Source organism: Pseudomonas sp. R19M (assembly GCF_050312585.1).
Taxonomy (GTDB): domain Bacteria; phylum Pseudomonadota; class Gammaproteobacteria; order Pseudomonadales; family Pseudomonadaceae; genus Aquipseudomonas; species Aquipseudomonas palleroniana.
In genome coordinates this window covers 33,442-55,552 of record NZ_JBNPJV010000043.1, presented here as the reverse complement: position 1 = coordinate 55,552, position 22,111 = coordinate 33,442, and the positions used below count along the sequence as shown (strand labels likewise).

Sequence of the window (22,111 nt, the reverse complement as noted above, 5' to 3'; positions counted from 1 at the left end):
GTGGGGCAGCGGCAGATAAGCTGGCTGATCCACCGCCATCGGGAGCAAGCCCCCTCCCACTTTTAGACTTCTCTCGGTTTCAGATCGCGGCGCGCCACAGGGCCTGAGCGCTGTTCGATCTGCTCTTTCAGGCCATGGCGCAACCCCAGCAAAAACGCCAACTCCGCCACCACAAACAACGGCCCGACGATCAGCCCCGACACATCATCCACAAACGCAGGCTTGCGGCCTTCGTAGTAATGCCCGACAAACTGAATCACCCAGCCCACCACAAACAGACCGATGCCACTGCTTAGCCACACCGTCGTGCTCTGCGCTGCGAGTGCGTGCCCGGCCCACACCGACAAGCCCATCAATACCGTCATCAACACGCCCAGCGCCAGCTCCAGGCGCAGGTAAAACCACGCCGAAAACAACGCCAGCAACACTGCGGGTGATAACCACAGCCCGCCTACCGCCCACTCGGGGCGTGACAGCAGCACGGCAACCGCCACCACGATGAGTGGGATGCCGATAAAGTGGCTGGCGATATTGCGCGGGTCGCGATGGTAGGCGGCGTATTGACTGAGGTGGTCGACGAGGCTTTTCATTGTTGTTCCTCCTGTAGGATGTTTGATCATGCCCTGTCAGCCAGCGACTGACTGTCAACTGGCCGACAATCTTCGGAGTTCTCATGGACACAGAGCAATGGCACTCACGGCTGGCCGCCGGGCATTGGTTCAGCCATTTGCCTGAGCCTTTTCAGCATAGCCTGCTGGCCCATGCCCGGTTGCGGCAGCTGGAGGCCGGGCAATACCTGTTCAAGCGTGGCGACCCGCCTTGCGGCCTGTATGCGGTGCTGGACGGCGCGGTACGCATCAGCGCGGTGAATGCCCAAGGCAAGGAAGCGGTATTGAGCCTGGTTGAAACGCCTTACTGGTTCGGCGAAATCTGCCTGTTCGATAACCTGCCGCGCACCCACGATGCCCTGGCCATGGGCGCCTGCATGCTGTTGCAGGTGCCGCAGATGGCGCTGCTTGGTGTCCTCGAACACCATCCGGCGTATTGGCGCGACCTGGCCTTGTTGATGAGCCACAAGCTGCGCCTGTCGTTGATCAATATCGAACAGATGAGCCTGATGCCCGCGTCCGCACGCCTGGCCCACCGGCTGCTGATGATCGCCGAGGGCTACGGTGAAACAGACCAGGTGCGGCGCACCCTGCAACTGCCCCAGGAGGATCTTGCGGCGATGCTGGGCCTGTCACGCCAGACCACCAACAGTCTGCTCAAGGCCCTGGAACAACAGGGCACCATCGGCCTGAGTTACGGCGCGATTGAAGTCCTGGATTTGCAGGGCCTGCGGCGCGCCGCAGGCGCTTGAGCGGGGAACTACGAACCGCGATAGGTGGAGAACCCGTAAGGGCTGAGCAGCAGCGGGATGTGGTAATGCTGGTCGGCCTGCTTGACCTGGAAAATCACCGGTACCTCGGGGAAGAATGTCTCGCGGTTGGCCTTCTTGTAATAGTCGCCGGTCTTGAACACCACGCGATACTCACCCGGCGTCATGCTGCGGTTGGCGGGGAATAGTTCGGCGATACGGCCCTGCTGGTTGGTGACACCTTCGGACAGTGGCTGCCACTGATTGCCGACCTGCTGCTCCAGGGTCACGCTGACGCCGGCGGATGGCAGCCCATTTTCCAGGTTGAGTACATGCACGCTCAACGGGTTGCCATCGGCCAGGGCCAGGTTGCACAAGCCACTGAGGCTGAGGGCGGCGAGGGTGATGCTGAGGGTTTTCATCGAGAACTCCTTGTCAGGGGGAAAATCAGAGGGAAATGCTCAAGCCCAATTGTTGGGCGGCCTGCACGGCACAGGTTTCGTCCTGCGCCGCGCCACCGGCGCCGGCAACGCCCAGCGCACCGACCAGTTGTGCATCGGCAAACAGCGGCACGCCACCACCGAGCAACAGTAGCTCGGGCAAGCTATTGAGGTTGGCGGCCTCGGGGTTGTTGCGCGCCCGTTCGGCGAACAGCCGGGTCGGGGTTTTGGTCGAGAGCGCTGTGTACGCTTTGCGCTGGCTGGCGAGGCTATTATGCGGGCCGACGCCGTCGGCGCGCAGGCTCAGCAGCAGGTTGCCGCCGCGGTCCACGACGGTCAGCGCGGCGTTGCAGTGCTCAAGGCCGGCGTCGGCCAGTTGGCGTGCAGTATGCAGATCAAGGTCGGCATGGTGGGGCAACGGCGGGGCGGCCAACGCCCCGGTGCAGACGGCAAGGCTCAAGAACAAGGCATGGCGAGGCATAAGGACGACTCCGGAAAACAGGTCGCCACTCTAGGCGGTGAACAGGGTCAGAAACCGCACAATTTAATGACAGGTTTGTAATCAAACCCGGCCGCAACCGGCACGGCATCCTCTAGCGCAAGCCCTCGCGAAACTGCCCCGGTGTCATTCCCGTCCAGCGCTTGAACGCCCGGTTGAAACTGCTGGTATCGGCAAACCCCAGCAGGTGGCTGATTTCAGCCAGTGAACAGTGCGGGTCGCGCAGGTGCAATAGCGCCAGGTTCTCCCGGCAGTCGTTGAGCAAGGTATCGAAGCGGCAGCCTTCATCCGCCAGATGGCGTTGCAAGCTGCGCAGGCTCAGGTGCAGTGCCTGGGCGATCCGTTCGGCACTCGGCTCACCGTCGGGCAACTGTGCCTCGATAGAGGCCCGCACCTTGCGCTCCCAGGTCAGCGGTTGCAATTGGGCGAGGGTGCGTTTGAGCACGGTTTCGTTGTGTTCGGCCAATTCGGGGTTGGCATCGTCCAAGTGGCTATCGAAATCGTGGGCGGCGAATTCCAGGCGGTCTTCTGCGGCGCCGAAAAACAGCGGCGCGCGAAACACCGTGTGCCACGGCTTGGGGTCGGCCGGTTCGGGCCGCCGCAAGTACACCGCCAAGGGAGCGTAGTCACGGCCCAGGCGATTGCGGCAGGTGCGCACATAAATCGCCGCAAACGCGTCAATGGCTTCAAACGCCGGTGCCGGGCTGCCTGGCGGCTGCAACAGACGGAAGCGGTAGCGCTCGCCATCGCCGCTCAACTCCAGGGTCAAGGCATCGCTGACCACCTGGTGATAACGCACGATGCGCTCGAATACCTCGCGCAAGCTGCCGCTGGCCACCAAGGCATAGCCCAGTGCATGAAAGGTGGTGGGGCTGACGAACCGCGACACCCGCAGGCCAATCGCCGGATCACCGCTGGCCTGCACCGCCAGTTGCCACAGGCGCGTGGTCGCCGACAGTGGATAGCGCGCATTCGGGTCGTCCATCTGCTGCGGGTCGAGGCCGGCCTCCGCGCACAACGCGGCACTGTCGAGGTCCAGGGCGTCGAGCTGTTTGCGCAAGGCGCGGGTCCAGCTGGCGAGGGAGGTGGGTTCAGTCATGGCGATTGGCGCTTGCGGTCTACAGGTTGGCGTGTGGGGCTGATGCCCTGGCGCACCGCTTGGGCCAGGATGCACCTATCCATAGACAAGAGGATGGAAGCATGGACGGTACTTCTGCAAGTCCCCAACAGATGAACGCACAACAACGCTCGGCGCACATCCGTGACGTGGTGCTGGCCGAAGGGCTGCGGCTGCGCCGGCGCCACCCCTGGCTGCTGCATCAGGATGCACTGGGCGCGGGCATCCTGGCGTTTGCGCTGGTCGGCATGCTGGGTTCGGCGGCGCTCTACATCAACGGGCACATAGCCTGGTGGGTGTGCTTGCTGCTCAATGCTTTTCTGGCCTCATTGACCCATGAGTTGGAGCACGACCTGATCCACAGCATGTACTTTCGCAAGCAGCGCCTGCCCCACAACCTGATGATGGGCCTGGTGTGGCTGGCGCGGCCGAGCACGATCAACCCCTGGATACGCCGGCACCTGCACCTCAATCACCACAAGGTCTCCGGTACCGAAAGCGATATGGAAGAGCGCGCCATCACCAATGGTGAACCCTGGGGGTTTGCGCGATTGCTGATGGTGGGCGACAACGTGATGTCGGCGTTTATCCGCATGCTGCGCGCCAAGACCTGGAACCACAAATTGAAGATTCTGAAACGTTCGCTGCTGGTCTACGCACCGCTGGCGCTACTGCATTGGGGGGCGTGGTATGTGTTTCTGGGCTTCCATGCCGCCAACGGCATTGCCGGCCTGATGGGCACGCCGATTGGCTGGTCCGACGGTACTTTGCAGATGATGCAGGTGATCGACATCGCCGCCGTGGTGATCATCGGCCCCAACGTGCTGCGCACCTTCTGCCTGCACTTCGTCAGCTCCAACATGCATTACTACGGTGATGTGGAGCTGGGCAATGTGATCCAGCAGACCCAGGTGTTGAACCCCTGGTGGTTGTGGCCGTTGCAGGCGTTCTGCTTCAACTTCGGCAGCACCCATGGCATCCACCATTTTGTGGTGAAGGAGCCGTTTTACATTCGCCAGATGACGGCCAAGGTGGCCCACAAGGTCATGGCCGAGATGGGCGTGCGCTTCAATGACTTCGGCACGTTTGCCCGTGCCAATCGCTTTGAGCGCCAGGAGCGCCCCGACGCCGCGCTGTCTTTCAGCAAGCAATAAAGGCCAGGGGCAGATCGCGGATCTGCTCGCGCACGGGCGGCTGGTAATGGCCATCACTGGTCAGTTCGTGCAACAGCTCTTCGCGCAACTGGTGGAACTCGAAGCTGCTGCGCTGGCGCGGATGCGGCAAGGCGATGTCCACCACCTGCTTGATCCGCCCTGGCCGGGGCTCCATCACCACTACGCGGTCGGCGAGGAAAATCGCTTCTTCCACATCGTGGGTCACCAGCACCGTGGTGATCCTGGCACGGGTGCGGATAGCCAATAACTCGTCCTGCATCTGTTGGCGGGTCAGTGCATCCAGGGCGCCGAACGGTTCGTCCAGCAACAGGATGCGCGGGCTGGCCACCAGGCCACGGGCGATGGCGACCCGTTGCGCCATGCCGCCGGACAATTGGTGAGGATAGGCGCGGGTAAAGTCAGTCAGGCCGACCAGCGCGATAAAGTCGCTGATGCGCCGGTCGCGTTCGGCTTCGCTCAGCGCTTCGTTGACCAGGCCCAGGCCGATGTTTTGCGCCACCGTCAGCCAGGGGAACAAGCGGTGCTCCTGGAACACGATGCCGCGCTCCCCGCCGATGCCGCGCACGGCTTTGCCGTCGACCTGGATCTCACCGCGAAACTGCGTGTCGAGCCCCACCAGCAGGCGCAGCAGGGTGGATTTGCCACAGCCGCTGGAACCCACAATCGCCACAAACTCGCCTTCGGCGATGTCCAGGTTGAATTCGCGGATGGCTTCCAGCGGGAAGCCGTCCACATCAAAGGTTTTGCCCACATGGTTGAAGCTGACGATAGCTGTGTTCATACGTGTCTCCAGCGGGTGGCGCGGGTTTCGATGCGTTGGCCGATCAGGTTGAGAGTGGCGCCCGTGAGGCCGACCAACAGCATGCCGCTCATGATCAGGTCCATGCGCAACAGCTGCTGGGCGCCGATCATCAGGCTGCCGATACCGCCGTTGGAAGGCATGAAGTATTCCGCGCCGATGGTGCCCAGCCAGGCGTAAATCAGGCTCAGGCGCAGGCCGGCGAAAATGCCCGCCGCCGCCCCCGGCAGTACCAGGTGGCGCAGGCGTTGGAACAGGTTCAGGCGCAGCACCTGCGTGGCTTCGCGCAGCTGCGGTGACAGGTTCAAGACGCTGCGTTGGGTGGCAATAAACAGCGGGAAAAATGCCGCCAGCGCGATAAACACCGACTTGGCCCCTTCACCCAGGCCGAACCAGGCGGTCAACAGCGGCACCCAGGCGAAAATCGCGATCTGGCGCAACGCGGCCAACGATGGGCCGAGCACCCGCTCACTGCGTCGCGACAAGCCCAGCCACAGGCCCACGGCAAAACCCAGGCCGCCGCCCAGCAGCAGGCCGGCGAGCGTGCGCCCCAGGCTTTTGCCCAACGCACTGCTCAAGCTGCCATCCAGCACGCCGGCGATCGCGCTGTGCAGCACGGTCCACGGGCTGACCAGAATGTTCGGGTCTACCCACGCCTGTTGCGTCGCGACTTGCCACAACGCCAATAACAGGAGCGGCAACAGCCACGGTTGCAGGCGCTGCCAACCGGTATAGCGTGGCCCGCGCCGGATCTGCGCGGTGGCCGGGTGGGGCCAGTGCACCCAGAGGCGATCCAGCCAGCCGACGCCACGATCCATCACCACACCCAGCACGCCGATGACCACGATGCATACGAAGACAATATCGAGCATGAACAACTGGCGCGCCCAGACCATCAGGTAGCCGATGCCTTCGCTGGAGGCCAGCAGTTCCACCGCCAGCAACGATGTCCAGCCGGCTGCCAGCGCCAGGCGCACCCCAGCCATGAACGCCGGCAGCGCGGCGGGCAGGATCAGTCGGCGGATCAGCAGGTGAGCGGGCAGGCGCAGCACGCGGGCCGCTTCGCGCAACGTGGGCTGGGCGTCGCGTACGCCGACCAGGGTGTGCAGGGTGACGGGCACCACGATCGCCTTCACCAGCACCACCAGTTTCAGGGTTTCACCGATGCCGAAAAACACCATGAACAACGGAATCCAGGCCAGCGTCGGCACTTGTGACAGCGCACTGAAGGTGGGGAATACCAGGCGCTCGGCGCGGGCACTGAACCCCAGCAAAGCGCCCAGTAAAGCCCCGATGCCAATACCGGCCAGCAACCCCCAGAACAGGCGTTGCAAACTGATCGCCAGGTGGCTCCACAGCTCGCCTCCAGCCAGTTCCACTGCGCTGCTCCACACCAGCGCAGGCGGCGGCAGGATCTGCTCGCTCATCCAGTGATTGCGGCTGGCTAACCACCACAGTGCGAATAACGTCAGGGGCAGCAGCCAAGGCAACAGACGTTCGCCAAGGTTCGGCCAGCGCCGCGCCGCACCTTTGGCCGCATCGGTGGAGGGGGCCGCGAGCGGTAGGCTCAAAAGTGAAATCCGGGCCATGGAGGACCTCCGTTGTTGCCGAGGGCTTTATGTGATTTTGATCTTACAAAAGCTCAATCAAGATGATTGGGGGATAAGAAAATCATTTAAAGCTTCCGCCCGACACGCATCCAATGCATTCGAAGAATATTTTCGATGCTGTTGATGCATAGCCCTCTGGAGCCAGCGGTTTAGCTTGCATAGTGCTAAAAGCTATTAAATTGTGAATTTATAGTATTTAAAGTTTTTATCGGCCTATGCCTACTTTCTGCTCCCCAGGCGACCTACGCCCACCAGGAGCTGAGCTTATGAAACTGCCTTTCAAACGACTGATCACGCTGTTCGCGGGCACCGCGTTGGCCGGCCTGGTGCACGCCGCCGACCTCAAGGAAATCCGCATCGCCGTGCCTGACCTGAGTGCCGGCAGCCAGCACAGTGGCGGTGGCATTACCGACGTACTGCACAGCCAGCAGATTTTTGAAAAGGCTTTTGCCGACCAAGGCATCACGATCCAGTGGAATTACTTCAAGGGCGCCGGCCCCGTGATCAATGAAGCGTTTGCCAATGGCCAGGTGGACCTGGCTTACCTGGGCGACCTTGCAGCGATCATCGGACGTTCCAATGGCCTGGATACCCGCCTGCTCAGTGCCTCGGCGCGAGGTGTGAAGCACTACCTCGGCGTGGTGCCGGGTTCGGGCATCAAGACCCTGCAGGATCTCAAGGGCAAGCGCGTTGCAGTGTTCCGGGGCACGGCCAGCCAGTTGTCGTTCGACGCTGCCTTGGCCAGCCAAGGCTTGAGCGAGAAAGACCTGAAGGTCATCAACCTGGACTTCAATGCCGCCGTGGCGGCGCTGGCGGCCAAGCAGATCGACGCCACCTGGGGCAGCTCGGGCCTGAGCGCGCTGCAGGCCAAGGGCCTGGCTGAGATCCCCTTGACCACCAAGGACCTGGGCGGCGCGGGCAGTGTCCAGGCGGTGCTGGTGGGCAGCGGCAAATTTGTCGACGAGCACCCGCAGGTCGTGGCGAAGTTGCTCAAGGCCCAGCAGCAGGCCGTGCAGTGGTTGACCGATGACAACCACAAGCAGGCTTACATCGAGCTGGTGTCGGAACGCGCCAGTTACCCCGCCGTGATCCTGACCAACGATTTGAAGGACCAGAAACTCAGCGAGATTTTCCCTTCGACCCTGGACCCGGTGTTCCTTGGCAAATTACAGAATGCGGTGGACTTGGCGTCGAAGGAGCGGCTGATTCGCAAGCCATTCCAGGTGAGTGATTGGGTGGTGCCGAATCTGGCGGCGGCGGGGCTTTGAGGTTTTGGGGGTCTGGGCTATCGCCATCGGGAGCAAGCCCCCTCCCACAGTTGATCTGTGGATACCTTCAAGTGTGGGAGGGGGCTTGCTCCCGATGAGGCCCTCAAACCGCGACACGAACGGCCTGGCTGTCCACCTCCACCAATGTCTCGATCATTGCCTTCGCCGCCGGTGATAACCGCGAGCCGGTGCGGCTGACCACGCCGCATCGCGCACTCATGGTTTCCATGTTCTGCGGCAGATTGCGCCAGTGCAGCAGCACCAGGGTGCCCCGGGCGATGTCTTCGGCAAACGCTTCCTCGGTGCCCACCCCTATGGCATTGGACTGCAGCACGATCTTCACCAGCGCCGGGAAATGCTCGGTCTGGATACTCGGTGAAAAGTCCATGCGCCCACTGAGGTTCGCCAGCAGCTTGCGGATGCCTTGGGAGATCAGTGGGGAGGCGAGCGGGTAGTCGAACATGTCGTTGGTCGACAGGCTGTCCTTGGCCAGCAGCGGGTGGCCCGGACGGCAGAAAAATACGCCGCGCTTGGGCGTCAGTGCGCGGGTCTGGAAGTTCGGGTCGGCTTCGAACTGACGAATGTCGGCAATGAAGAATTCGATCTCTTCACGGCTCAGGGCGCGGCTGAGTTTTTCCCAGTTATCCACCTGGAAATGCGTGCGGATTTTCGGGTGGTCGATGATAAAGCGCGCCACCGCATCGGGTACCAGTTTCACGGCCGGAGCCGGGCCGCAACCGAAGCGCAGGTCGCCGGCGTCAAGCTTGGTCATGCGCGTCACTTCACTGCTCAACAAGGCGGCGCCATGCACCAGGCTCAGGGCATGTTGCAGCACCACCTGGCCTTCCGGTGTGGGGCGCAAGTCTTTGTGGCCACGGTCTACCAGCACACAGCCGAACTCTTGTTCCAGCCCCTGGATGCTGCGGCTGAACGCCGGTTGGGTGATACCCATGGCGTCTGCTGCGCGCACGAAACTGCGGTGTTCGTTGAGGGCGATGAAGTACCGAAGTTGGCGAAGATCCATATGCTTTCCCGGCATCTGAAAAATAGGTCGAAGGCATTTGCGACCCTGGGAGCTGAGGTTTTAAATGCAAGCTCTTATTCCGTCAACGAAGCATCTGTTGATTTGCTAGATCTAAATTGCATATCAATAGAGCGCACAAGAGGGTCGTCACCATGAGCAACGCCGCATTCGCTGTTCAACCCGTTTCCCAGGCACTGGACATCCACCCGGTCGCCGGGCGTATAGGGGCCGAGATCCGTGGCATCAAACTGTCTGGGGAGCTGGACGCCGCGACGGTCGAGGCCATCCAGCAGGCCCTGGTGCAGTACAAGGTGATCTTCTTCCGCGAGCAGACCCACCTGGATGACCAGAGCCAGGAAGCCTTCGCCCACTTGCTCGGCGAACCGATCGCGCACCCGACGGTGCCGGTCCGTGACGGCACGCGCTTTCTGTTGGAGCTGGACGGCACGCGCGGCCAGCGCGCCAACTCCTGGCACACCGATGTGACCTTTGTTGACGCCTACCCCAAAGCCTCGATCCTGCGTTCGGTGCTGGCCCCCAAGGCGGGTGGCGATACGGTCTGGGCCAATACGGCCAGCGCCTACAACGACCTCAGCGTCGAACTGCGGGCACTGGCCGACAACCTGTGGGCGGTGCACAGCAACGAATACGACTACGCCGGGCGCAAGCCGGATGTGTCGGTGGAAAAGCTTGAGGAATACCGCAAGGTGTTCACCTCCACGGTGTACGAAACCGAACACCCGGTGGTACGTGTGCATCCGGTCAGTGGTGAGAAAACCCTGCTGTTGGGGCACTTCGTCAAACGCCTGAAGGGTTATTCCCAGGCCGACTCGACACAGCTGTTCAACCTGCTGCAAAGCCATGTCACCCGCCTGGAGAACACCGTGCGCTGGCGTTGGAACACCGGCGACGTGGCGATCTGGGACAACCGCGCCACCCAGCATTACGCGGTGGATGACTACGGTACCCAGGAGCGCATCGTGCGTCGGGTGACGCTCAAGGGCGACGTGCCGGTGAGTGTGCAGGGGCAGCGCAGTCAGACGACAAAGGGACTTTGAGCGGCAAGTTTTCAGCGACAAGCTACAAGTAAAAGCCACCTGGCTCTTACTTGTAGCTAAAAGCTGAAAGCTTGTAGCTCCCGAAGGGCCTACCAAACCCCGATTTGAACCACTTTTTCCGCCTCCGGCTCACCGTATCTGAACTGCCGGCCACGCACGTCGATCTCCGTGTGGCTGATGGTGGTGCGCCGCTTCAAGCCGCGCAGCCACTCGAACAGATAACCCAGGTGCGTTTCGCGCACCGCCGCATAGGCGGGGTCGGCACCCAGGTCGTGCACTTCCTGCGGGTCGTTTTCCAGGTCGAACAGTTGTGCGCGAAAGCCGTCATACGCCAGGTATTTCCAGCGTTCGCTGCGCACCATGGTCATGCGGCAGCGGTCGATAGGCTGCGCCAGGCGTTCGCGGGCGGGGGCCTGGAACGCGTAGTCGTATTCGGCGATGGCGTAGTTGCGCCAGCTCACGGGGGCGCCGTGCAACAGCGGGATCAGCGAGCGGCCTTCGAGGCGATGGTCGGCCGCAGGCAAGCCCAGGGCGTCGAGGAAAGTGGGGAGCGCGTCGATGGTCTCCACCAGGCGTTCGTCCACTGAACCACGGGTGATATCGGCGCTTGCGCGTGGGTCGCGCACGATTAAGGGCACGCCCACCGCCGGCTCCAGCAGGAACTCTTTTTCCCCGAGGAAGTGATCGCCCAGAAAATCGCCATGGTCACTGGTGAAGACGATCAAGGTGTCGTCCCAGCGGCCGTTGCTTTGCAAATAATCGAACAGCCGGCCGAGTTGATCGTCGATCTGTTTGATCAGGCCCATGTAAGTTGGAATGACCGTGAGCCGCACTTCGTCACGGGAAAAATTCACGCTCTCCTGGTGCTGACGGAACGCCTGGTATACCGGGTGATCGCTGGTGTGCTCCGGCTGGATCGGCGCCTGGATATGCTCGATGCCGTACAACGCGTGATACGGCGCCGGGGCGATATAGGGCCAGTGCGGCTTGATGTAGGACAGGTGCAGGCACCACGGTTGCTCAGCTTGCTCGCGAATGAAGTCGATGGCGCGGTCGGTGGTGTAGACCGTTTCCGAATGTGCTTCGGCGACGCGCGCAGGCAGCCCGGCGTTGCGCATCCTCCAGCCGCTGAGCACCTCACCGTTTTCACCGGCGGCGGCATTGGCCCATTCATGCCAAGGGTTGGTGCCGTCGTAGCCTTTTTCGCGCAGGTAGTGGGTGTAAGGCGCTGACTCGCGCTTGTCTTCGAACAACGGGCTGTCGGGGTAGATGCCGTCGTGCCGGAAGTAGGCGTCGAAGCCGACCTCATTCAGCGGCTCGGCCTGTGCGCTGTCGGGGTCGATATGCAGGCGCTGCAAGGCTTCCAGGTTTGGCGTGGCGTGGGTCTTGCCGACCAGCGCGGTGCGGATGCCGTGGGGGCGCAGGTAATCGCCGATGGTCAGTTCTTCCAGGGGCAGCGGCACGGCGTTCCACGCCACTTGATGACTGCTGACATAGCGCCCGGTGTACGCCGACATCCGCGACGGCCCACAGATGGTGCCCTGGGTATAGGCCCGGCTGAAACGCACGCCGGCTGCGGCGAGACGGTCGATATTCGGCGTGTGCAGGTGGGCATGGCCGTAGCACGACAGGTAATCGCGACGCAGTTGGTCGCACATGATGTACAGCACGTTGCGCAGGGGTTTTGGCTGAGGCATGGCAAGGGCACCGAACGGAGGAAAGGCTTACGTTTTCGCCGTTCGGTCGGGTGATCGGCAAGTGCATTTGGCGAATGGTTTTTATGCAGCGCACGCATCGTGCTCAATCGGCAAAAGACCTGATGTGCGTGGCCAGCTCAGCCAACACCGAATCGTCAGCCCTGGCTGAGTCATGAGAGGAGATATAGCCCTCATAGTGATCAAAAAATTTGTCTACGCTTGAGCTGATCTTCTTGAACGTGCTCTCTTCCCCAGTCCCATGCATCGGGAAGAGCTTGGCGTGCAAGTGGTCAACGCCATATCCCTCCAGAATCATGCCGGTCCGCGCGACACCCTTCAGCGCACTGTCCAGCAGCAGCGCAGTCCTTTTGGCCGCGATGATCAGATCACTAAGCACTTTGTCCGACTCGGCAAATGCATAACTGCCGTGATGAGCCTTGGGAATGACGACACTAAAACCTGGGGTATTGGGGAGGATGGAGAGAAAGGCCATGTGGGTTTCGTCTTCCCATAGCACATGAGAAGGAGCGGTGCCTTGGGCGATATTGCAGAAGATACAGTCCATCAGACAACCTCTTGAGTTTCTTCGAAATAGTGGGTTGCGTACTCCAACGGTGATTGGGCTGCATTCCATTCAATATAGTGTGACCGTTGTTCACCAAACGAGTTGGTTGCGATGGAAGTAAGTATTCCGGAGGCTAGAAGTGCAGAGATGTTGAAGTTCAGTGGGCCAAAACTCGGCATTATGGCGTGAGGAAGCCGTTGCCAAGGCGTCGCGCATGGTGCGTCTGCAATAGTATGAAGATTATCTTTTCCAGAGAAAAAATAAGCTGTGCAGTGGCTGTGCAAGTAGCCTCCGCTTACCACGGGTATTTTTAGGGTGGCTGCTATTTCTTTTGCCCTGGATACTAATGTGGGGGGATTGTCTGCCGTGATCGCGATCGCAGAAAAATGATTGGACTTAGAAAGCTCAATAATTTCATTGTAACTAAGTTCAGCGCGTATCGTTTTGGTTTTGATGTCTTCGAATCTATCATTTATCTCTCGTTGGAGAGTGTCTGTCTTCGCGCGCCCAATATCTTTCTTTCTCCAAAATAGTTGCCGGTTCAGATTACTGCTTTCGATGATGTCTGCGTCAGCCAATGTTAGGTTTTTAATGCCGCTTCCAGCCAGAAGTAGAGCCAGGCTGCTGCCTATTCCTCCGCATCCAATGACAAATACTTTTGAGGACTTGATTATCCGCATATCATTTAATAAGTCAGCACATGTTTTTGCTTTGCAAAGGAAGAAACTCGTTGTGCGGCTAGTGGCAGGGTCATGCAAAAGGTCGCTGACAGCCTTCACTTCGTCCGGTGAACCTGGAATTAAGGCTCCTGCGAGACGCAATCCCTGCTCCAGAGCGAGGGGAGTTTGCTCTGAAATCTGGAATGAGCCTGCGGGGCCATCTATAACTGTTTTTCCATCAACCAGTGCATGAAAGATTGATGGCGCAATGACGCCAATAGCTTTGCCTGAGCTATCAAAGAGACAAAATTCCTGTTTAGGGTTAAGCATTTATTTAACTCCGTGGTGGATAGGGCAATGACGCCTATATGCAGCGTCATTGCCGAGGCGAAGTTTAATTGCAGCGTAAGCTACTTCTCGATATAACGCCGCCGTCACATCCTCCATCGAAAAACGCTACAGCGAGAGAAACAGTATCCTTCGGAGTTGAGAGTGTTGCCGGAGGTTGAGTGACTACGGGTGAAGGGTCAGTTTTTACACTGGCTTCAGCGAAAATAGAGGTGCCTAAAAGTAAGGCGGCGATACCGACGCTACTCTTCATTTTTGCGCTCATCTGTATTTCCTTCAGTGGTTGGTGAGGTTTTGTATTGCTCCGATAATCTAGAATTAAGATGTGCGATGAGTCAAAAGAAAGATATATTTTCCGAAATTTCCTAAGAGCCTTTCGGTTTTTGAAGGAGTAGTCCTACATTTAGTAAAAAATCGTACAGATAGGTGCGAAGATTTCTATCGGAACTGTACTTGTGGGTGATTTGATTTTTTATGGCTTTGTTGAATGTTAAGGGAATATTAGATATTTGTTATGTGTTTGTGAACTTTATAATGGTTGCTTGTTAATAATGTGCGTCCATGGTTTTAAATGGCGGCTAACGCACTAATGCCAGTCAGTTAAGGCTTAACGCTGTCACCGCCCCTCCCACGGGTTATCCATCGTCCGTTCTATCGCTTAACTGACTGACATTAGGCCAACGCCCTGCTTAATTTTTACGATCTATCAAACTGCAAAATTTTCCAATGAACAGACATCCTCATCCTGTTCATCCACTTCCTTGATCTGCTCAATCATCGCCTCCGCCAGCGGCGACAGCCGATAGCCCGCCCGGCTGACAATGCCGTAGCGGGTGTAACGCTCCTCCAGGTCCTCCGCCAGCCCATCGATGGTCAGGCACACCAATTCGCCCCGGGCCATGTGCAGCACGTCGCTGTTGGCACTGACGATACCGATGGCGTCCGAGCGCAGTACCACACCCATCAGGCTGTAGCCGTTTTCACATTCCACGTTGGGCAGGTAATCCGGGCGGCCGCTGAGGTCGACGATGACTTTGCGCAGGTTCGGCGGGCGGATGGTCACGGCCAGGGGGTAACTCATCAGCTCGGTGGCGCTCACGCTCTCGCGCTGGGCCAGCGGGTGCCCGGCGCGGCAGCAGAAGTACCAGCGGCGTGGGCGCAAGCGGTGGGTGTGGTAGTCCGGGTTGGCTTCGAAGTGGCGGGTGTCGGCGACGAAGAATTCGAACTCTTCGCTGAGCAGGCGTTTGCTCAGGCTTTGCCAGTCATCCACCTGGAATTGCACGCGGGCCTTGGGGTAGCGCCCGATAAAACTGCCGATGGCGCGGGGGACCAACCCGCCGGCCGGTGCCGGCCCGCAACCGAAGCGCAGTTCACCGGCCTCCAGGCCATTGAATTGGCTGATCTCGTTGGCCAATTGCTGTGCGCCGCTGACCAGGCGGCGTGCATGTTCCAGCAGGACCTGGCCCTGTTTGGTGGGCGCCAGGTCCTTGCGCCCACGATCGACCAGTTGGCACCCGGCGTTGTGTTCCAGCGCCTGGATGCTACGGCTGAACGCTGACTGCGACAGGCTCACGGCCAACGCCGCGGCGACAAAACTGCGGTGTTCGGCAAGGGCGATGAAGTGGCGAAGCTGGCGCAGGTCGATATGCATTTTTCACATCAAAAATATCCGGGAAATGCATTGGCTATGCATCAGGTCGACTCCTTATAAAGGCAATCTCTTATGCAGTAAATGTCCGTTAAACCATAAATAAATAACTTTAGGGAATATGCGTTGTTGGATATTTCCGCTTGGGGAGCCGCTTATGAGTCTGTTGAAGTCCTTGCCCATGGCCGTATTAGTGGCCGGTAGCAGCAGTTGGTCACCAAGCCAGGCCGCCGAAGTACCCGCGCCGGCAAGCAAGGGCGAGAACGCCAGCGGCCAACTGGAGACCGTCACGGTCACCGCCAGGCGGCGTACCGAAAGCGCCCAGGATGTGCCGACGCCGATGAGCGTGATCGGTGGCCAGGCCCTGGAAAGTCAGCGGGTGTATCGGATCCAGGATCTGCAGCAACTGGTGCCCAGCGTCAATGTCGCCTATATGCATGCACGCCAGTCCAGCGTGTCGATCCGCGGGCTGGGCAACAACCCGGCCAGCGACGGCCTGGAAGGCAGCGTGGGGCTGTATATCGACGACGTGTACCTTGGGCGGCCGGGCATGGCGGTGTTCGACTTGATGGACATCGAGCAGCTTGAAGTATTACGCGGCCCGCAAGGCACACTGTTCGGCAAGAACACCACGGCGGGGGTGATCAACATCAGCACCCGCGCACCGAGTTTCACCCCCGAGCGCAGTATCGAGACGTCGTTGGGCGAGGACGGTTACTTCCAGACCAAGGGCACGATTTCCGGCCCGCTCAGCGATGACTTGGCGGGGCGTTTCTCGGCTTACCGCACGCGCAGCGACGGTGACATCAAGAACCAATACGACGGCCACGACCTCAATGGCGGTTCACGCCAGGGCTTTCGCGGGCAACTGCTGTACAAGCCCAGCGAGACGTTCAACCTGCGTTGGATTGGCGATTACAACGAGGAAGACTCCAGCGCCGGCACCCGTGTGCTGTACAGCACCGGGCCGACCATCAATGGCACCAACCTGTATGAGTCGCGGGCCGCTGCAGCGGGGGCAACGCTGGTGGACGGCACGCATCGCAAGGTCAACCTGGACAGCGACCAGCATGTCACGGTGTTCCAGGGCGGTACATCGCTGGAGGCCAACTGGACGTTGCCGAGTGACTTCACGCTGACGTCGGTCAGTGCCTATCGCTGGTGGAATTTCACCCCGCGCAACGATGACGGACTCAACGTGCCCGCGTCGTACAACGCCGGCGTATCGGTGGAAGATAAACAGTGGTCCCAGGAGTTCCGGCTGGCCTCGCCCACGGGCGGCTTCTTCGACTACGTGCTGGGTGCGTATTACTTCGGCTCCGATCTGGATAACAAGTCCTTCGCCTACTACGGGCCCAAGGCCGATATCTGGAACGGCACACCTGCCGGTGCGTTGAACAATGTCAGCAGTGTCGGCAACGGGCATATCCGCACCGACAGTTTTGCGTTGTTTGCCCAAGGCACCTGGCACCTGACGGAGCGTCTGGATTTCACCGCCGGTCTACGCGGCACCTATGAAGAGAAAAGCGCCTGGGTCACGCGTAATGCGCCGCTGGGTGGTGCTGCGGTGGCCGGCGCCGCTGCCACGGCGCGACGCGGGCGCACGGGAGTGTATGACTCGGGCGACCTTAATCAGTACAGCGCCACGCCCTCGGGGCTGCTCAACCTCACCTATCACTTCAATGAAAACCTGTTGGGTTACGCGACGCTGTCCCATGGCGAAAAATCCGGTGGGGTCAATTTGGCCGTCGGTTCCGCGCCGACCGCCGGGGCCGACTCCTTGCTGATCGGCACCGAGCGTGCCAACAACGCCGAGTTGGGCTTCAAGAGCACGCTGTGGGATCGCCGCCTGCAGCTTAACGCCAACCTGTTCTGGACCCAGGTCAACGGCTACCAGACCAACGCCTACGACCAGGACAACCGCGTGCAGTACCTGACCAATGCCGGTTCCGTGCGCTCACGTGGCGTTGAAGTGGAAAGCACCCTGGTGCCGGTCAGGGGCCTGACGCTGAACCTCAACGGCTCGTTCAATGATGTGAGCTACCTGTCTTACAAGGATGCGCCATGCCCGCCGGAAGTCAGCTTGCGCCCCGGTGCGCCGGCGTCGTGCGACCTCACGGGGCATCAAGTGGTCGGCGCGTCCAAGTGGATCGCCAACGCCAATGGCGAATACAAATGGAACCTGGATAACGGCTTCGAGCCCTACGTGACCGCCAGCTATGCGTTCCGCTCCAAAGCGGTGGGCACCGTGGAAGACTCCGATTACGGACAGATTCCCGCCTATGCCGTGGTCAACCTGTCTACCGGCCTGCGCGGCAACTACCAGCAGGGGCAGTGGGACGTGTCGTTGTGGCTGAAAAATGCCTTCGATAAAACCTACTACACCACGTTGTGGACAGGCGGTAACGGCGGCTATGAAGGCTTGCTGGGGACGCCTCGTACCCTAGGCGTGACTGGGCGCTACGACTTCTGAGCCGCTGCGATAGGTGGCCGGGCTGAACACCCGCGTCACCACCAGCATCGCCACCACGGTAACGGCCAGTACCCACCAGGCGCTGACAAAAGTGCCGGTGAGTTCACGTAGCCAGCCCGTCAGCCATGGCGAAATGGCGTTGATCAAAAAGCCCACGCCTTGCACGAAGGCCGCCAGTTGCCCGGCCTGGCGTGGGTCGCGGTGGTGGTCGAGGGTCAGCAGCAAACTCAAGGCGAAGCAGGCGCCCAGGCCGAAGCCGATCAGCGCCACCCACACATGGGGGAACTGCTGCGGTGCCATCAACAGGCCGAGGTAGCCCACGGTCTGCGCCAGCAGACTGATGCCGAGCAGGGGGCGTCGGTCGATGCCGCGCTGGGCCAGCACCGGCATCAGCAGCGCGGCGCTCACTTGGAAGAGGGTCATGAAGGCCAGCAGCGAACCGCTGGGCAGTACGCCCCAGCCCAGTTGCTGATAGTACGCAGGCAGCCACGCCACCATGCTCATGTAACCGCAATTGACCAGGCCGAAATACACGGCCAGCAGCCACGCCCGACGATTGCGCAGGCCCTTGAAGGTGGGGATCACGGTTGCGCTTCTCGCCGCACCCAGCGGTACAACCCCCCACAACAACAGTGCAGCGATTGCGGGCAGCAGCCAGACTCCAAGGCCCGCCTGCCATTGCTGAAAATGCGTGGCGACTACCGGGCTCAGCAGGGCCGCCAGCCCGCCACCGGCCATCAATGACGCCGAATACACGCCCATCGCCACCGGCACGCGGTGGTGGAATTCGCGCTTGATCATCGCCGGCACCAACGCCTGGATCAGCGCCACGCCGGCACCGCCCAGCAACGCCGTGGCCAGCAGTGCCGAAGCCTGGCCCATCAACCAGCGTGCCAGGCAGGCCAGCAGGATCATTATCAGGCCCAGGGCGATGCCGCGTCGTTCACCCAGGCGGGCCTCCAGACGCACACCCACCAGTGCCACCAGGCCCATGCAAATCACCGGCAGGCTGGTGAGCAGGGCGCTGCTCTGGAAGCTCAAGCCGGTAGCCTGGCGAATGTCCGCGAGCAACGGGCTGATGGAGCTGAGGATCGGCCGCAGGTTCAGGCCCAGCACGACCAGCAGGCCCCAGCCGGCGAGGGATGTTTGGCGGGTCATGCAGTGCCCTTACGCTCAATCGACGAGGCGTGAGTATGGCGAGCGTCGCAGGTATTCTGAAATTAAATATAACCATGCCAACCAGTGGTAAATGAAATGGTGATGCCCATGTTCGATCCCGTGTTATTGCGCAGCTTTGTGACCGTGGTGGATTGCGCCAATTTCACCCGCGCCGCCGAGCGCCTGCACCTGACCCAATCCACCGTGAGCCAGCAGATCCGGCGCCTGGAAGACGCGGTCGCGTGCCAGTTGCTCGACCGCGACCAGCGCCGGGTGGTCGCTACTGCTGAAGGTGAACGGTTGCTGGCCTATGCACGGCGCATCCTCGCGCTGCATGAAGAAGCCGCCGATGTGTTGGTCAACCAGCAAAACGACGGTGTGCTGCGCCTTGGTGTACCGGAGGATTTTGCCGCCGAGCGCCTGATGCCATTGCTCTCGGCCTTTGTGGTGAGCCATCCCCGAGTGAGGCTGGAGGTCACCAGCGGCCTCGGTCCCGAATTGCAGCGCCAGTACCGCAGCGGTGAGTTTGACGTGCTGCTGGTCAAGCAGATGGGCCACAGCGATGACTGCCTGGCTTCCTGGCCGGAACCGTTGTGCTGGGTCGACAGCCGCAGCACCCCGTGCCTGGGGCGCGACCCGCTGCCGCTGGTGGCGTTTCCGGTGGGTGGGTTATACCGCAACGAAATGTTGCATCACCTGGAAGTGGGGGGCTGGCGCTGGCGTATTGGCTATTCCAGCGCCAGTTTGGCCAGCGTGTGTTCGGCAGTGTCGGCGGGGTTGGGGATCAGCCTGTTGCCGCGACGCGTGCTGCAACCTGGGCATGTGGTACTCGGCGAAGAGAGTGGTTTGCCGACGGTGCAGGGTGTGCGACTGGCGGTATACGGCCGTAGTGGCTTGGGGGCGCCAGGGCAGACACTGCAGCGTCAATTGCTCGATTTGTGTGCAAACAGCCCAGGCTGAGCCATACCTTTTCTGAATATTTTGTATGCCTGAAAAGCATTGAAAAATAACGTCTTCGCTCAAAGCCGCAGTGGGCGGGGGTTTGATGATTCAGGATATTTCTTTTATTCGGTTTAGGTATATGTATAACTTTAAAGATTACTTTAAGAGATAAGCGTCTAACCCCGATGATTCAGCCCTCGACGGCCACTTTGGCTGGCCTGTCGGTTTTTTGTACGAAAACCGTAGGGAGTGAATCAATGGGCAATGTCCAGACCGCCGCCAGTGCACATGAGGCGCAGTGGCGCCAGGGGCCGGGTGGTGAGTTGGTCGACCTTGGCCGACCGCACCGTGCGCCCTTGGGGCAACTGCGGCTGCAGAAGACGCCGAAGCGTTTCTCGAGTCGCCGCGAAGGATTTGTGCTGGGGCTGCTGGTGTTGGCCTTGCATGGCGCGTTGATTTACTGGGTGAGCCAGAAACCCACGCCGGTGCTGCCGATTGTGCCGCCGGAAATACCACCGATGACCATCGAGTTTTCCCAGCCGGCACCGCCGGTGGTCGAGCCGCCACCGCCTGTGCCGCCGCCTCCACCGCCGCCCGTGGTTGAGCCGCCGCCACCGGTGGTGGATGAGTTGGCAGCCAAGCCTGCGCCGCCAAAGCCAATCCCGAAACCTGTGCCCAAGCCGCAGCCCAAGCCCAAGCCGAAACCTGAGCCGGCCCCGAAGGCGGTCGAGCAGCCGCCCGCGCCACCTGTGCCTGCGCCGCCCGCTCCGGCAGCGCCCGTCGCAGCGCCTGCACCGGTTACACCGGCTTCGGCCAACGCCGCTTACTTGAAGAACCCGGCGCCCGAATACCCGTCATTGGCCCAGCGTCGTGGTTGGGAAGGCACGGTACTGCTGCGGGTACACGTCTTGGCCAGCGGCAAGCCGGGGGAGATCCAGGTGCAGAAAAGCAGCGGTCGCCAGCAACTCGATGATGCCGCGCTGGCTGCTGTAAAGCGCTGGAGTTTTGTACCGGCCAAGCAGGGCGATGTCGCCCAGGACGGCTGGGTCAGCGTACCGATCGATTTCAAGATTCACTAACTATCGCGCTGCGGTGTGTTTTGCACGCCGCGACCTGTAAAGAGGGAAAACATCATGGCATTGGCATCTCCACTTGAATCCATCGAAAGCGCGGTGATCTGGCTGTTGGTGGCCTTTTCGGTCGCCACCTGGGGGCTGGCGTTGTTGAAGGGCGTGCAATTCGGTCGCCTCAAGGCTCAGGACCGCAAGTTCCATCAGCGGTTCTGGGCGGCCTCCAGTCTCGATTCCGCCGCGGAGCTGGCTGAAACCCAGCCGGGCGCGGCGGCCCGGGTAGCCCAGGCCGGTTATGCGGCGATCCAGGTGGGTGATTCTGCCCATGCAGCGGATTTGAGCCAGGCCATCAACCATCAGGACCGCCTCGAACGTGCCCTGCGCCAGCAGATCGTGCGTGAGCGTCGCTCACTGGAAACCGGCCTGGCCGTGGTCGCCAGCATCGGCAGCACCTCGCCGTTCATCGGTCTGTTCGGCACTGTGTGGGGGATCATGGAGGCGCTCAAGGGCATCAGCGCTGCCGGCTCCGCCAGCCTGGAAACCGTGGCTGGCCCGATTGGTGCGGCGCTGGTCGCTACGGGTGTGGGGATTGCCGTGGCCGTGCCGGCGGTGTTGGTCTACAACTATTTCCTGCGCCGCCTGAAGCTGACGGCGGCCGATCTGGATGATTTTGCCCACGACTTCTACAGCCTGGCGCAGAAGCATTCCTTCCGCGTGCTGCTCCACCCCTCGCTGACCAAGAGCGCGGCCGGCAACCCGCAGAAAGTGAAGGAGGCGTCCTGAGATGGCCTTCTCCACGCAAGACAGCGATGAGGTGCTGAGCGAGATCAACGTCACACCGTTGGTGGACGTGATGCTGGTGCTGCTGGTGGTGTTTATCGTCACTGCGCCGCTGTTGACCAACGCGATTCCGATCAACCTGCCCAAGACCCAGGCCGTGGCGCCGGTGGAGCAAAAAGATCCGCTGGTGGTGAGCATCGACGGTGCCGGCAAACTGTTTATCAACAAGGACGAAATCCAGCCGGACCTGCTGGAGTTCAACTTGCAGGCGGCCAAGGCCAAGGACCCCGATGTGCGGGTGCAACTGCAGGCTGATGATGGTGTGAACTACGGCGAAGTGGCGCGAGCCATGGCGTCTATCGAGCGCGCGGGGATTACCAAGCTGTCGGTGATAACCGCTCGTTAGTTGCAAAGCCTCGACGAT

The 22,111-nt window shown here is 60.8% G+C and carries 21 protein-coding genes; 9 read left to right on the top strand and 12 right to left on the bottom strand.

Going from position 1 to position 22,111, the window contains the following annotated elements; genetic code table 11:
• Positions 1-62: 62 nt before the first annotated feature.
• A complete protein-coding gene (locus ACQRBT_RS08135; protein ID WP_205344064.1) occupies positions 63-590 on the bottom strand; it encodes a DUF962 domain-containing protein in 528 nt (175 codons plus the stop codon).
• Between the two features lie 83 nt (positions 591-673).
• Between ACQRBT_RS08135 and ACQRBT_RS08130 the strand changes: the two genes are divergently transcribed.
• A complete protein-coding gene (locus tag ACQRBT_RS08130) occupies positions 674-1,360 on the top strand; it encodes a Crp/Fnr family transcriptional regulator (RefSeq protein ID WP_060755540.1) in 687 nt (228 codons plus the stop codon).
• A gap of 8 nt (positions 1,361-1,368) precedes the next feature.
• Here the strand turns inward: ACQRBT_RS08130 and uraH are convergent, their stop codons facing one another.
• The 3 genes from uraH to ACQRBT_RS08115 all read right to left on the bottom strand — a co-directional run bounded on the left by uraH (position 1,369) and on the right by ACQRBT_RS08115 (position 3,395).
• On the bottom strand, positions 1,369-1,779 hold the full coding sequence (uraH, locus tag ACQRBT_RS08125) for a hydroxyisourate hydrolase (protein ID WP_090367577.1): 411 nt from the start codon (positions 1,777-1,779) through the stop codon (positions 1,369-1,371).
• 25 nt (positions 1,780-1,804) lie between these two features.
• Positions 1,805-2,278 (bottom strand): GlcG/HbpS family heme-binding protein, encoded by a 474-nt coding sequence (locus ACQRBT_RS08120; RefSeq protein ID WP_104995189.1) that lies wholly within the window; start codon positions 2,276-2,278, stop codon positions 1,805-1,807.
• Between the two features lie 112 nt (positions 2,279-2,390).
• On the bottom strand, positions 2,391-3,395 hold the full coding sequence (locus ACQRBT_RS08115; RefSeq protein ID WP_104995190.1) for an AraC family transcriptional regulator: 1,005 nt from the start codon (positions 3,393-3,395) through the stop codon (positions 2,391-2,393).
• Positions 3,396-3,496: 101 nt separating this feature from the next.
• Between ACQRBT_RS08115 and ACQRBT_RS08110 the strand changes: the two genes are divergently transcribed.
• A complete protein-coding gene (locus ACQRBT_RS08110) occupies positions 3,497-4,567 on the top strand; it encodes a fatty acid desaturase (RefSeq protein WP_104995191.1) in 1,071 nt (356 codons plus the stop codon).
• Here the strand turns inward: ACQRBT_RS08110 and ACQRBT_RS08105 are convergent.
• Positions 4,554-5,369: an ABC transporter ATP-binding protein gene (locus ACQRBT_RS08105; protein ID WP_104995192.1), complete on the bottom strand. Its 816-nt coding sequence runs from the start codon at positions 5,367-5,369 to the stop codon at positions 4,554-4,556. The two genes, ACQRBT_RS08110 and ACQRBT_RS08105, sit on opposite strands and share 14 nt — an antisense overlap.
• Complete coding sequence (locus ACQRBT_RS08100) at positions 5,366-6,976, bottom strand: ABC transporter permease (protein ID WP_412046528.1); 1,611 nt, start codon at positions 6,974-6,976, stop codon at positions 5,366-5,368. Before ACQRBT_RS08100 ends, ACQRBT_RS08105 begins: the two co-directional genes overlap by 4 nt.
• Before the next feature lie 287 nt (positions 6,977-7,263).
• Between ACQRBT_RS08100 and ACQRBT_RS08095 the strand changes: the two genes are divergently transcribed.
• Positions 7,264-8,265 (top strand): ABC transporter substrate-binding protein, encoded by a 1,002-nt coding sequence (locus tag ACQRBT_RS08095; protein WP_060755547.1) that lies wholly within the window; start codon positions 7,264-7,266, stop codon positions 8,263-8,265.
• 103 nt (positions 8,266-8,368) lie between these two features.
• Here ACQRBT_RS08095 and ACQRBT_RS08090 read toward each other — a convergent pair whose 3' ends face one another.
• Positions 8,369-9,289 (bottom strand): LysR family transcriptional regulator, encoded by a 921-nt coding sequence (locus tag ACQRBT_RS08090; protein ID WP_412046529.1) that lies wholly within the window; start codon positions 9,287-9,289, stop codon positions 8,369-8,371.
• A gap of 152 nt (positions 9,290-9,441) precedes the next feature.
• On the opposite strand from ACQRBT_RS08090, the gene ACQRBT_RS08085 reads away from it, so the two are divergent.
• Positions 9,442-10,347 (top strand): TauD/TfdA dioxygenase family protein, encoded by a 906-nt coding sequence (locus tag ACQRBT_RS08085; protein WP_161547644.1) that lies wholly within the window; start codon positions 9,442-9,444, stop codon positions 10,345-10,347.
• An 89-nt stretch (positions 10,348-10,436) separates the two neighbouring features.
• Here ACQRBT_RS08085 and ACQRBT_RS08080 read toward each other — a convergent pair whose 3' ends face one another.
• From ACQRBT_RS08080 to ACQRBT_RS08065, 4 genes are all read right to left on the bottom strand, one after another.
• Positions 10,437-12,044 carry an alkaline phosphatase family protein gene (locus ACQRBT_RS08080; protein ID WP_412046530.1) on the bottom strand — a complete coding sequence of 536 codons (1,608 nt, stop codon included), beginning with the start codon at positions 12,042-12,044 and terminating at the stop codon, positions 10,437-10,439.
• A gap of 103 nt (positions 12,045-12,147) precedes the next feature.
• Positions 12,148-12,609, bottom strand: coding sequence for an HIT family protein (locus ACQRBT_RS08075; RefSeq protein ID WP_412046531.1), 462 nt, complete (start codon positions 12,607-12,609; stop codon positions 12,148-12,150).
• The gene (locus ACQRBT_RS08070; protein ID WP_412046532.1) at positions 12,609-13,598 is read right to left on the bottom strand and encodes a ThiF family adenylyltransferase; all 990 of its coding nucleotides are present in this window, start codon (positions 13,596-13,598) and stop codon (positions 12,609-12,611) included. The genes ACQRBT_RS08075 and ACQRBT_RS08070 overlap by 1 nt, the downstream gene beginning before the upstream one ends.
• A gap of 724 nt (positions 13,599-14,322) precedes the next feature.
• Positions 14,323-15,267: a LysR family transcriptional regulator gene (locus tag ACQRBT_RS08065; protein ID WP_412046533.1), complete on the bottom strand. Its 945-nt coding sequence runs from the start codon at positions 15,265-15,267 to the stop codon at positions 14,323-14,325.
• A 154-nt stretch (positions 15,268-15,421) separates the two neighbouring features.
• Between ACQRBT_RS08065 and ACQRBT_RS08060 the strand changes: the two genes are divergently transcribed.
• Positions 15,422-17,737 carry a TonB-dependent receptor gene (locus ACQRBT_RS08060; protein WP_412046534.1) on the top strand — a complete coding sequence of 772 codons (2,316 nt, stop codon included), beginning with the start codon at positions 15,422-15,424 and terminating at the stop codon, positions 17,735-17,737.
• On the opposite strand, the gene ACQRBT_RS08055 is transcribed toward ACQRBT_RS08060, so the two are convergent.
• A complete protein-coding gene (locus ACQRBT_RS08055; RefSeq protein ID WP_412046535.1) occupies positions 17,708-18,895 on the bottom strand; it encodes a CynX/NimT family MFS transporter in 1,188 nt (395 codons plus the stop codon). The two genes, ACQRBT_RS08060 and ACQRBT_RS08055, sit on opposite strands and share 30 nt — an antisense overlap.
• A 108-nt stretch (positions 18,896-19,003) precedes the next feature.
• On the opposite strand from ACQRBT_RS08055, the gene ACQRBT_RS08050 reads away from it, so the two are divergent.
• The 4 genes from ACQRBT_RS08050 (at position 19,004) to ACQRBT_RS08035 (ending at position 22,093) form a co-directional block, all read left to right on the top strand.
• The gene (locus ACQRBT_RS08050; protein WP_090367555.1) at positions 19,004-19,855 is read left to right on the top strand and encodes a LysR family transcriptional regulator; all 852 of its coding nucleotides are present in this window, start codon (positions 19,004-19,006) and stop codon (positions 19,853-19,855) included.
• Positions 19,856-20,094: 239 nt separating this feature from the next.
• Entirely contained in the window at positions 20,095-20,916 is an 822-nt protein-coding gene (locus tag ACQRBT_RS08045) for an energy transducer TonB (protein WP_060755556.1), read from the top strand.
• A gap of 51 nt (positions 20,917-20,967) precedes the next feature.
• On the top strand, positions 20,968-21,690 hold the full coding sequence (locus tag ACQRBT_RS08040) for a MotA/TolQ/ExbB proton channel family protein (RefSeq protein ID WP_090372279.1): 723 nt from the start codon (positions 20,968-20,970) through the stop codon (positions 21,688-21,690).
• 1 nt (position 21,691) lies between these two features.
• On the top strand, positions 21,692-22,093 hold the full coding sequence (locus ACQRBT_RS08035) for an ExbD/TolR family protein (RefSeq protein ID WP_060755558.1): 402 nt from the start codon (positions 21,692-21,694) through the stop codon (positions 22,091-22,093).
• Positions 22,094-22,111: the final 18 nt, after the last annotated feature.

Excerpts from the sequence above, each read along its gene's own strand:
- ACQRBT_RS08135 (WP_205344064.1), bottom strand. The coding sequence starts at position 590 with ATGAAAAGCCTCGTCGACCACCTCAGTCAATACGCCGCCTACCATCGC.
- ACQRBT_RS08130 (WP_060755540.1), top strand. The coding sequence starts at position 674 with ATGGACACAGAGCAATGGCACTCACGGCTGGCCGCCGGGCATTGGTTC.
- uraH (WP_090367577.1), bottom strand. The coding sequence starts at position 1,779 with ATGAAAACCCTCAGCATCACCCTCGCCGCCCTCAGCCTCAGTGGCTTG.
- ACQRBT_RS08120 (WP_104995189.1), bottom strand. The coding sequence starts at position 2,278 with ATGCCTCGCCATGCCTTGTTCTTGAGCCTTGCCGTCTGCACCGGGGCG.
- ACQRBT_RS08115 (WP_104995190.1), bottom strand. The coding sequence starts at position 3,395 with ATGACTGAACCCACCTCCCTCGCCAGCTGGACCCGCGCCTTGCGCAAA.
- ACQRBT_RS08110 (WP_104995191.1), top strand. The coding sequence starts at position 3,497 with ATGGACGGTACTTCTGCAAGTCCCCAACAGATGAACGCACAACAACGC.
- ACQRBT_RS08105 (WP_104995192.1), bottom strand. The coding sequence starts at position 5,369 with ATGAACACAGCTATCGTCAGCTTCAACCATGTGGGCAAAACCTTTGAT.
- ACQRBT_RS08100 (WP_412046528.1), bottom strand. The coding sequence starts at position 6,976 with ATGGCCCGGATTTCACTTTTGAGCCTACCGCTCGCGGCCCCCTCCACC.
- ACQRBT_RS08095 (WP_060755547.1), top strand. The coding sequence starts at position 7,264 with ATGAAACTGCCTTTCAAACGACTGATCACGCTGTTCGCGGGCACCGCG.
- ACQRBT_RS08090 (WP_412046529.1), bottom strand. The coding sequence starts at position 9,289 with ATGGATCTTCGCCAACTTCGGTACTTCATCGCCCTCAACGAACACCGC.
- ACQRBT_RS08085 (WP_161547644.1), top strand. The coding sequence starts at position 9,442 with ATGAGCAACGCCGCATTCGCTGTTCAACCCGTTTCCCAGGCACTGGAC.
- ACQRBT_RS08080 (WP_412046530.1), bottom strand. The coding sequence starts at position 12,044 with ATGCCTCAGCCAAAACCCCTGCGCAACGTGCTGTACATCATGTGCGAC.
- ACQRBT_RS08075 (WP_412046531.1), bottom strand. The coding sequence starts at position 12,609 with ATGGACTGTATCTTCTGCAATATCGCCCAAGGCACCGCTCCTTCTCAT.
- ACQRBT_RS08070 (WP_412046532.1), bottom strand. The coding sequence starts at position 13,598 with ATGCTTAACCCTAAACAGGAATTTTGTCTCTTTGATAGCTCAGGCAAA.
- ACQRBT_RS08065 (WP_412046533.1), bottom strand. The coding sequence starts at position 15,267 with ATGCATATCGACCTGCGCCAGCTTCGCCACTTCATCGCCCTTGCCGAA.
- ACQRBT_RS08060 (WP_412046534.1), top strand. The coding sequence starts at position 15,422 with ATGAGTCTGTTGAAGTCCTTGCCCATGGCCGTATTAGTGGCCGGTAGC.
- ACQRBT_RS08055 (WP_412046535.1), bottom strand. The coding sequence starts at position 18,895 with ATGACCCGCCAAACATCCCTCGCCGGCTGGGGCCTGCTGGTCGTGCTG.
- ACQRBT_RS08050 (WP_090367555.1), top strand. The coding sequence starts at position 19,004 with ATGTTCGATCCCGTGTTATTGCGCAGCTTTGTGACCGTGGTGGATTGC.
- ACQRBT_RS08045 (WP_060755556.1), top strand. The coding sequence starts at position 20,095 with ATGGGCAATGTCCAGACCGCCGCCAGTGCACATGAGGCGCAGTGGCGC.
- ACQRBT_RS08035 (WP_060755558.1), top strand. The coding sequence starts at position 21,692 with ATGGCCTTCTCCACGCAAGACAGCGATGAGGTGCTGAGCGAGATCAAC.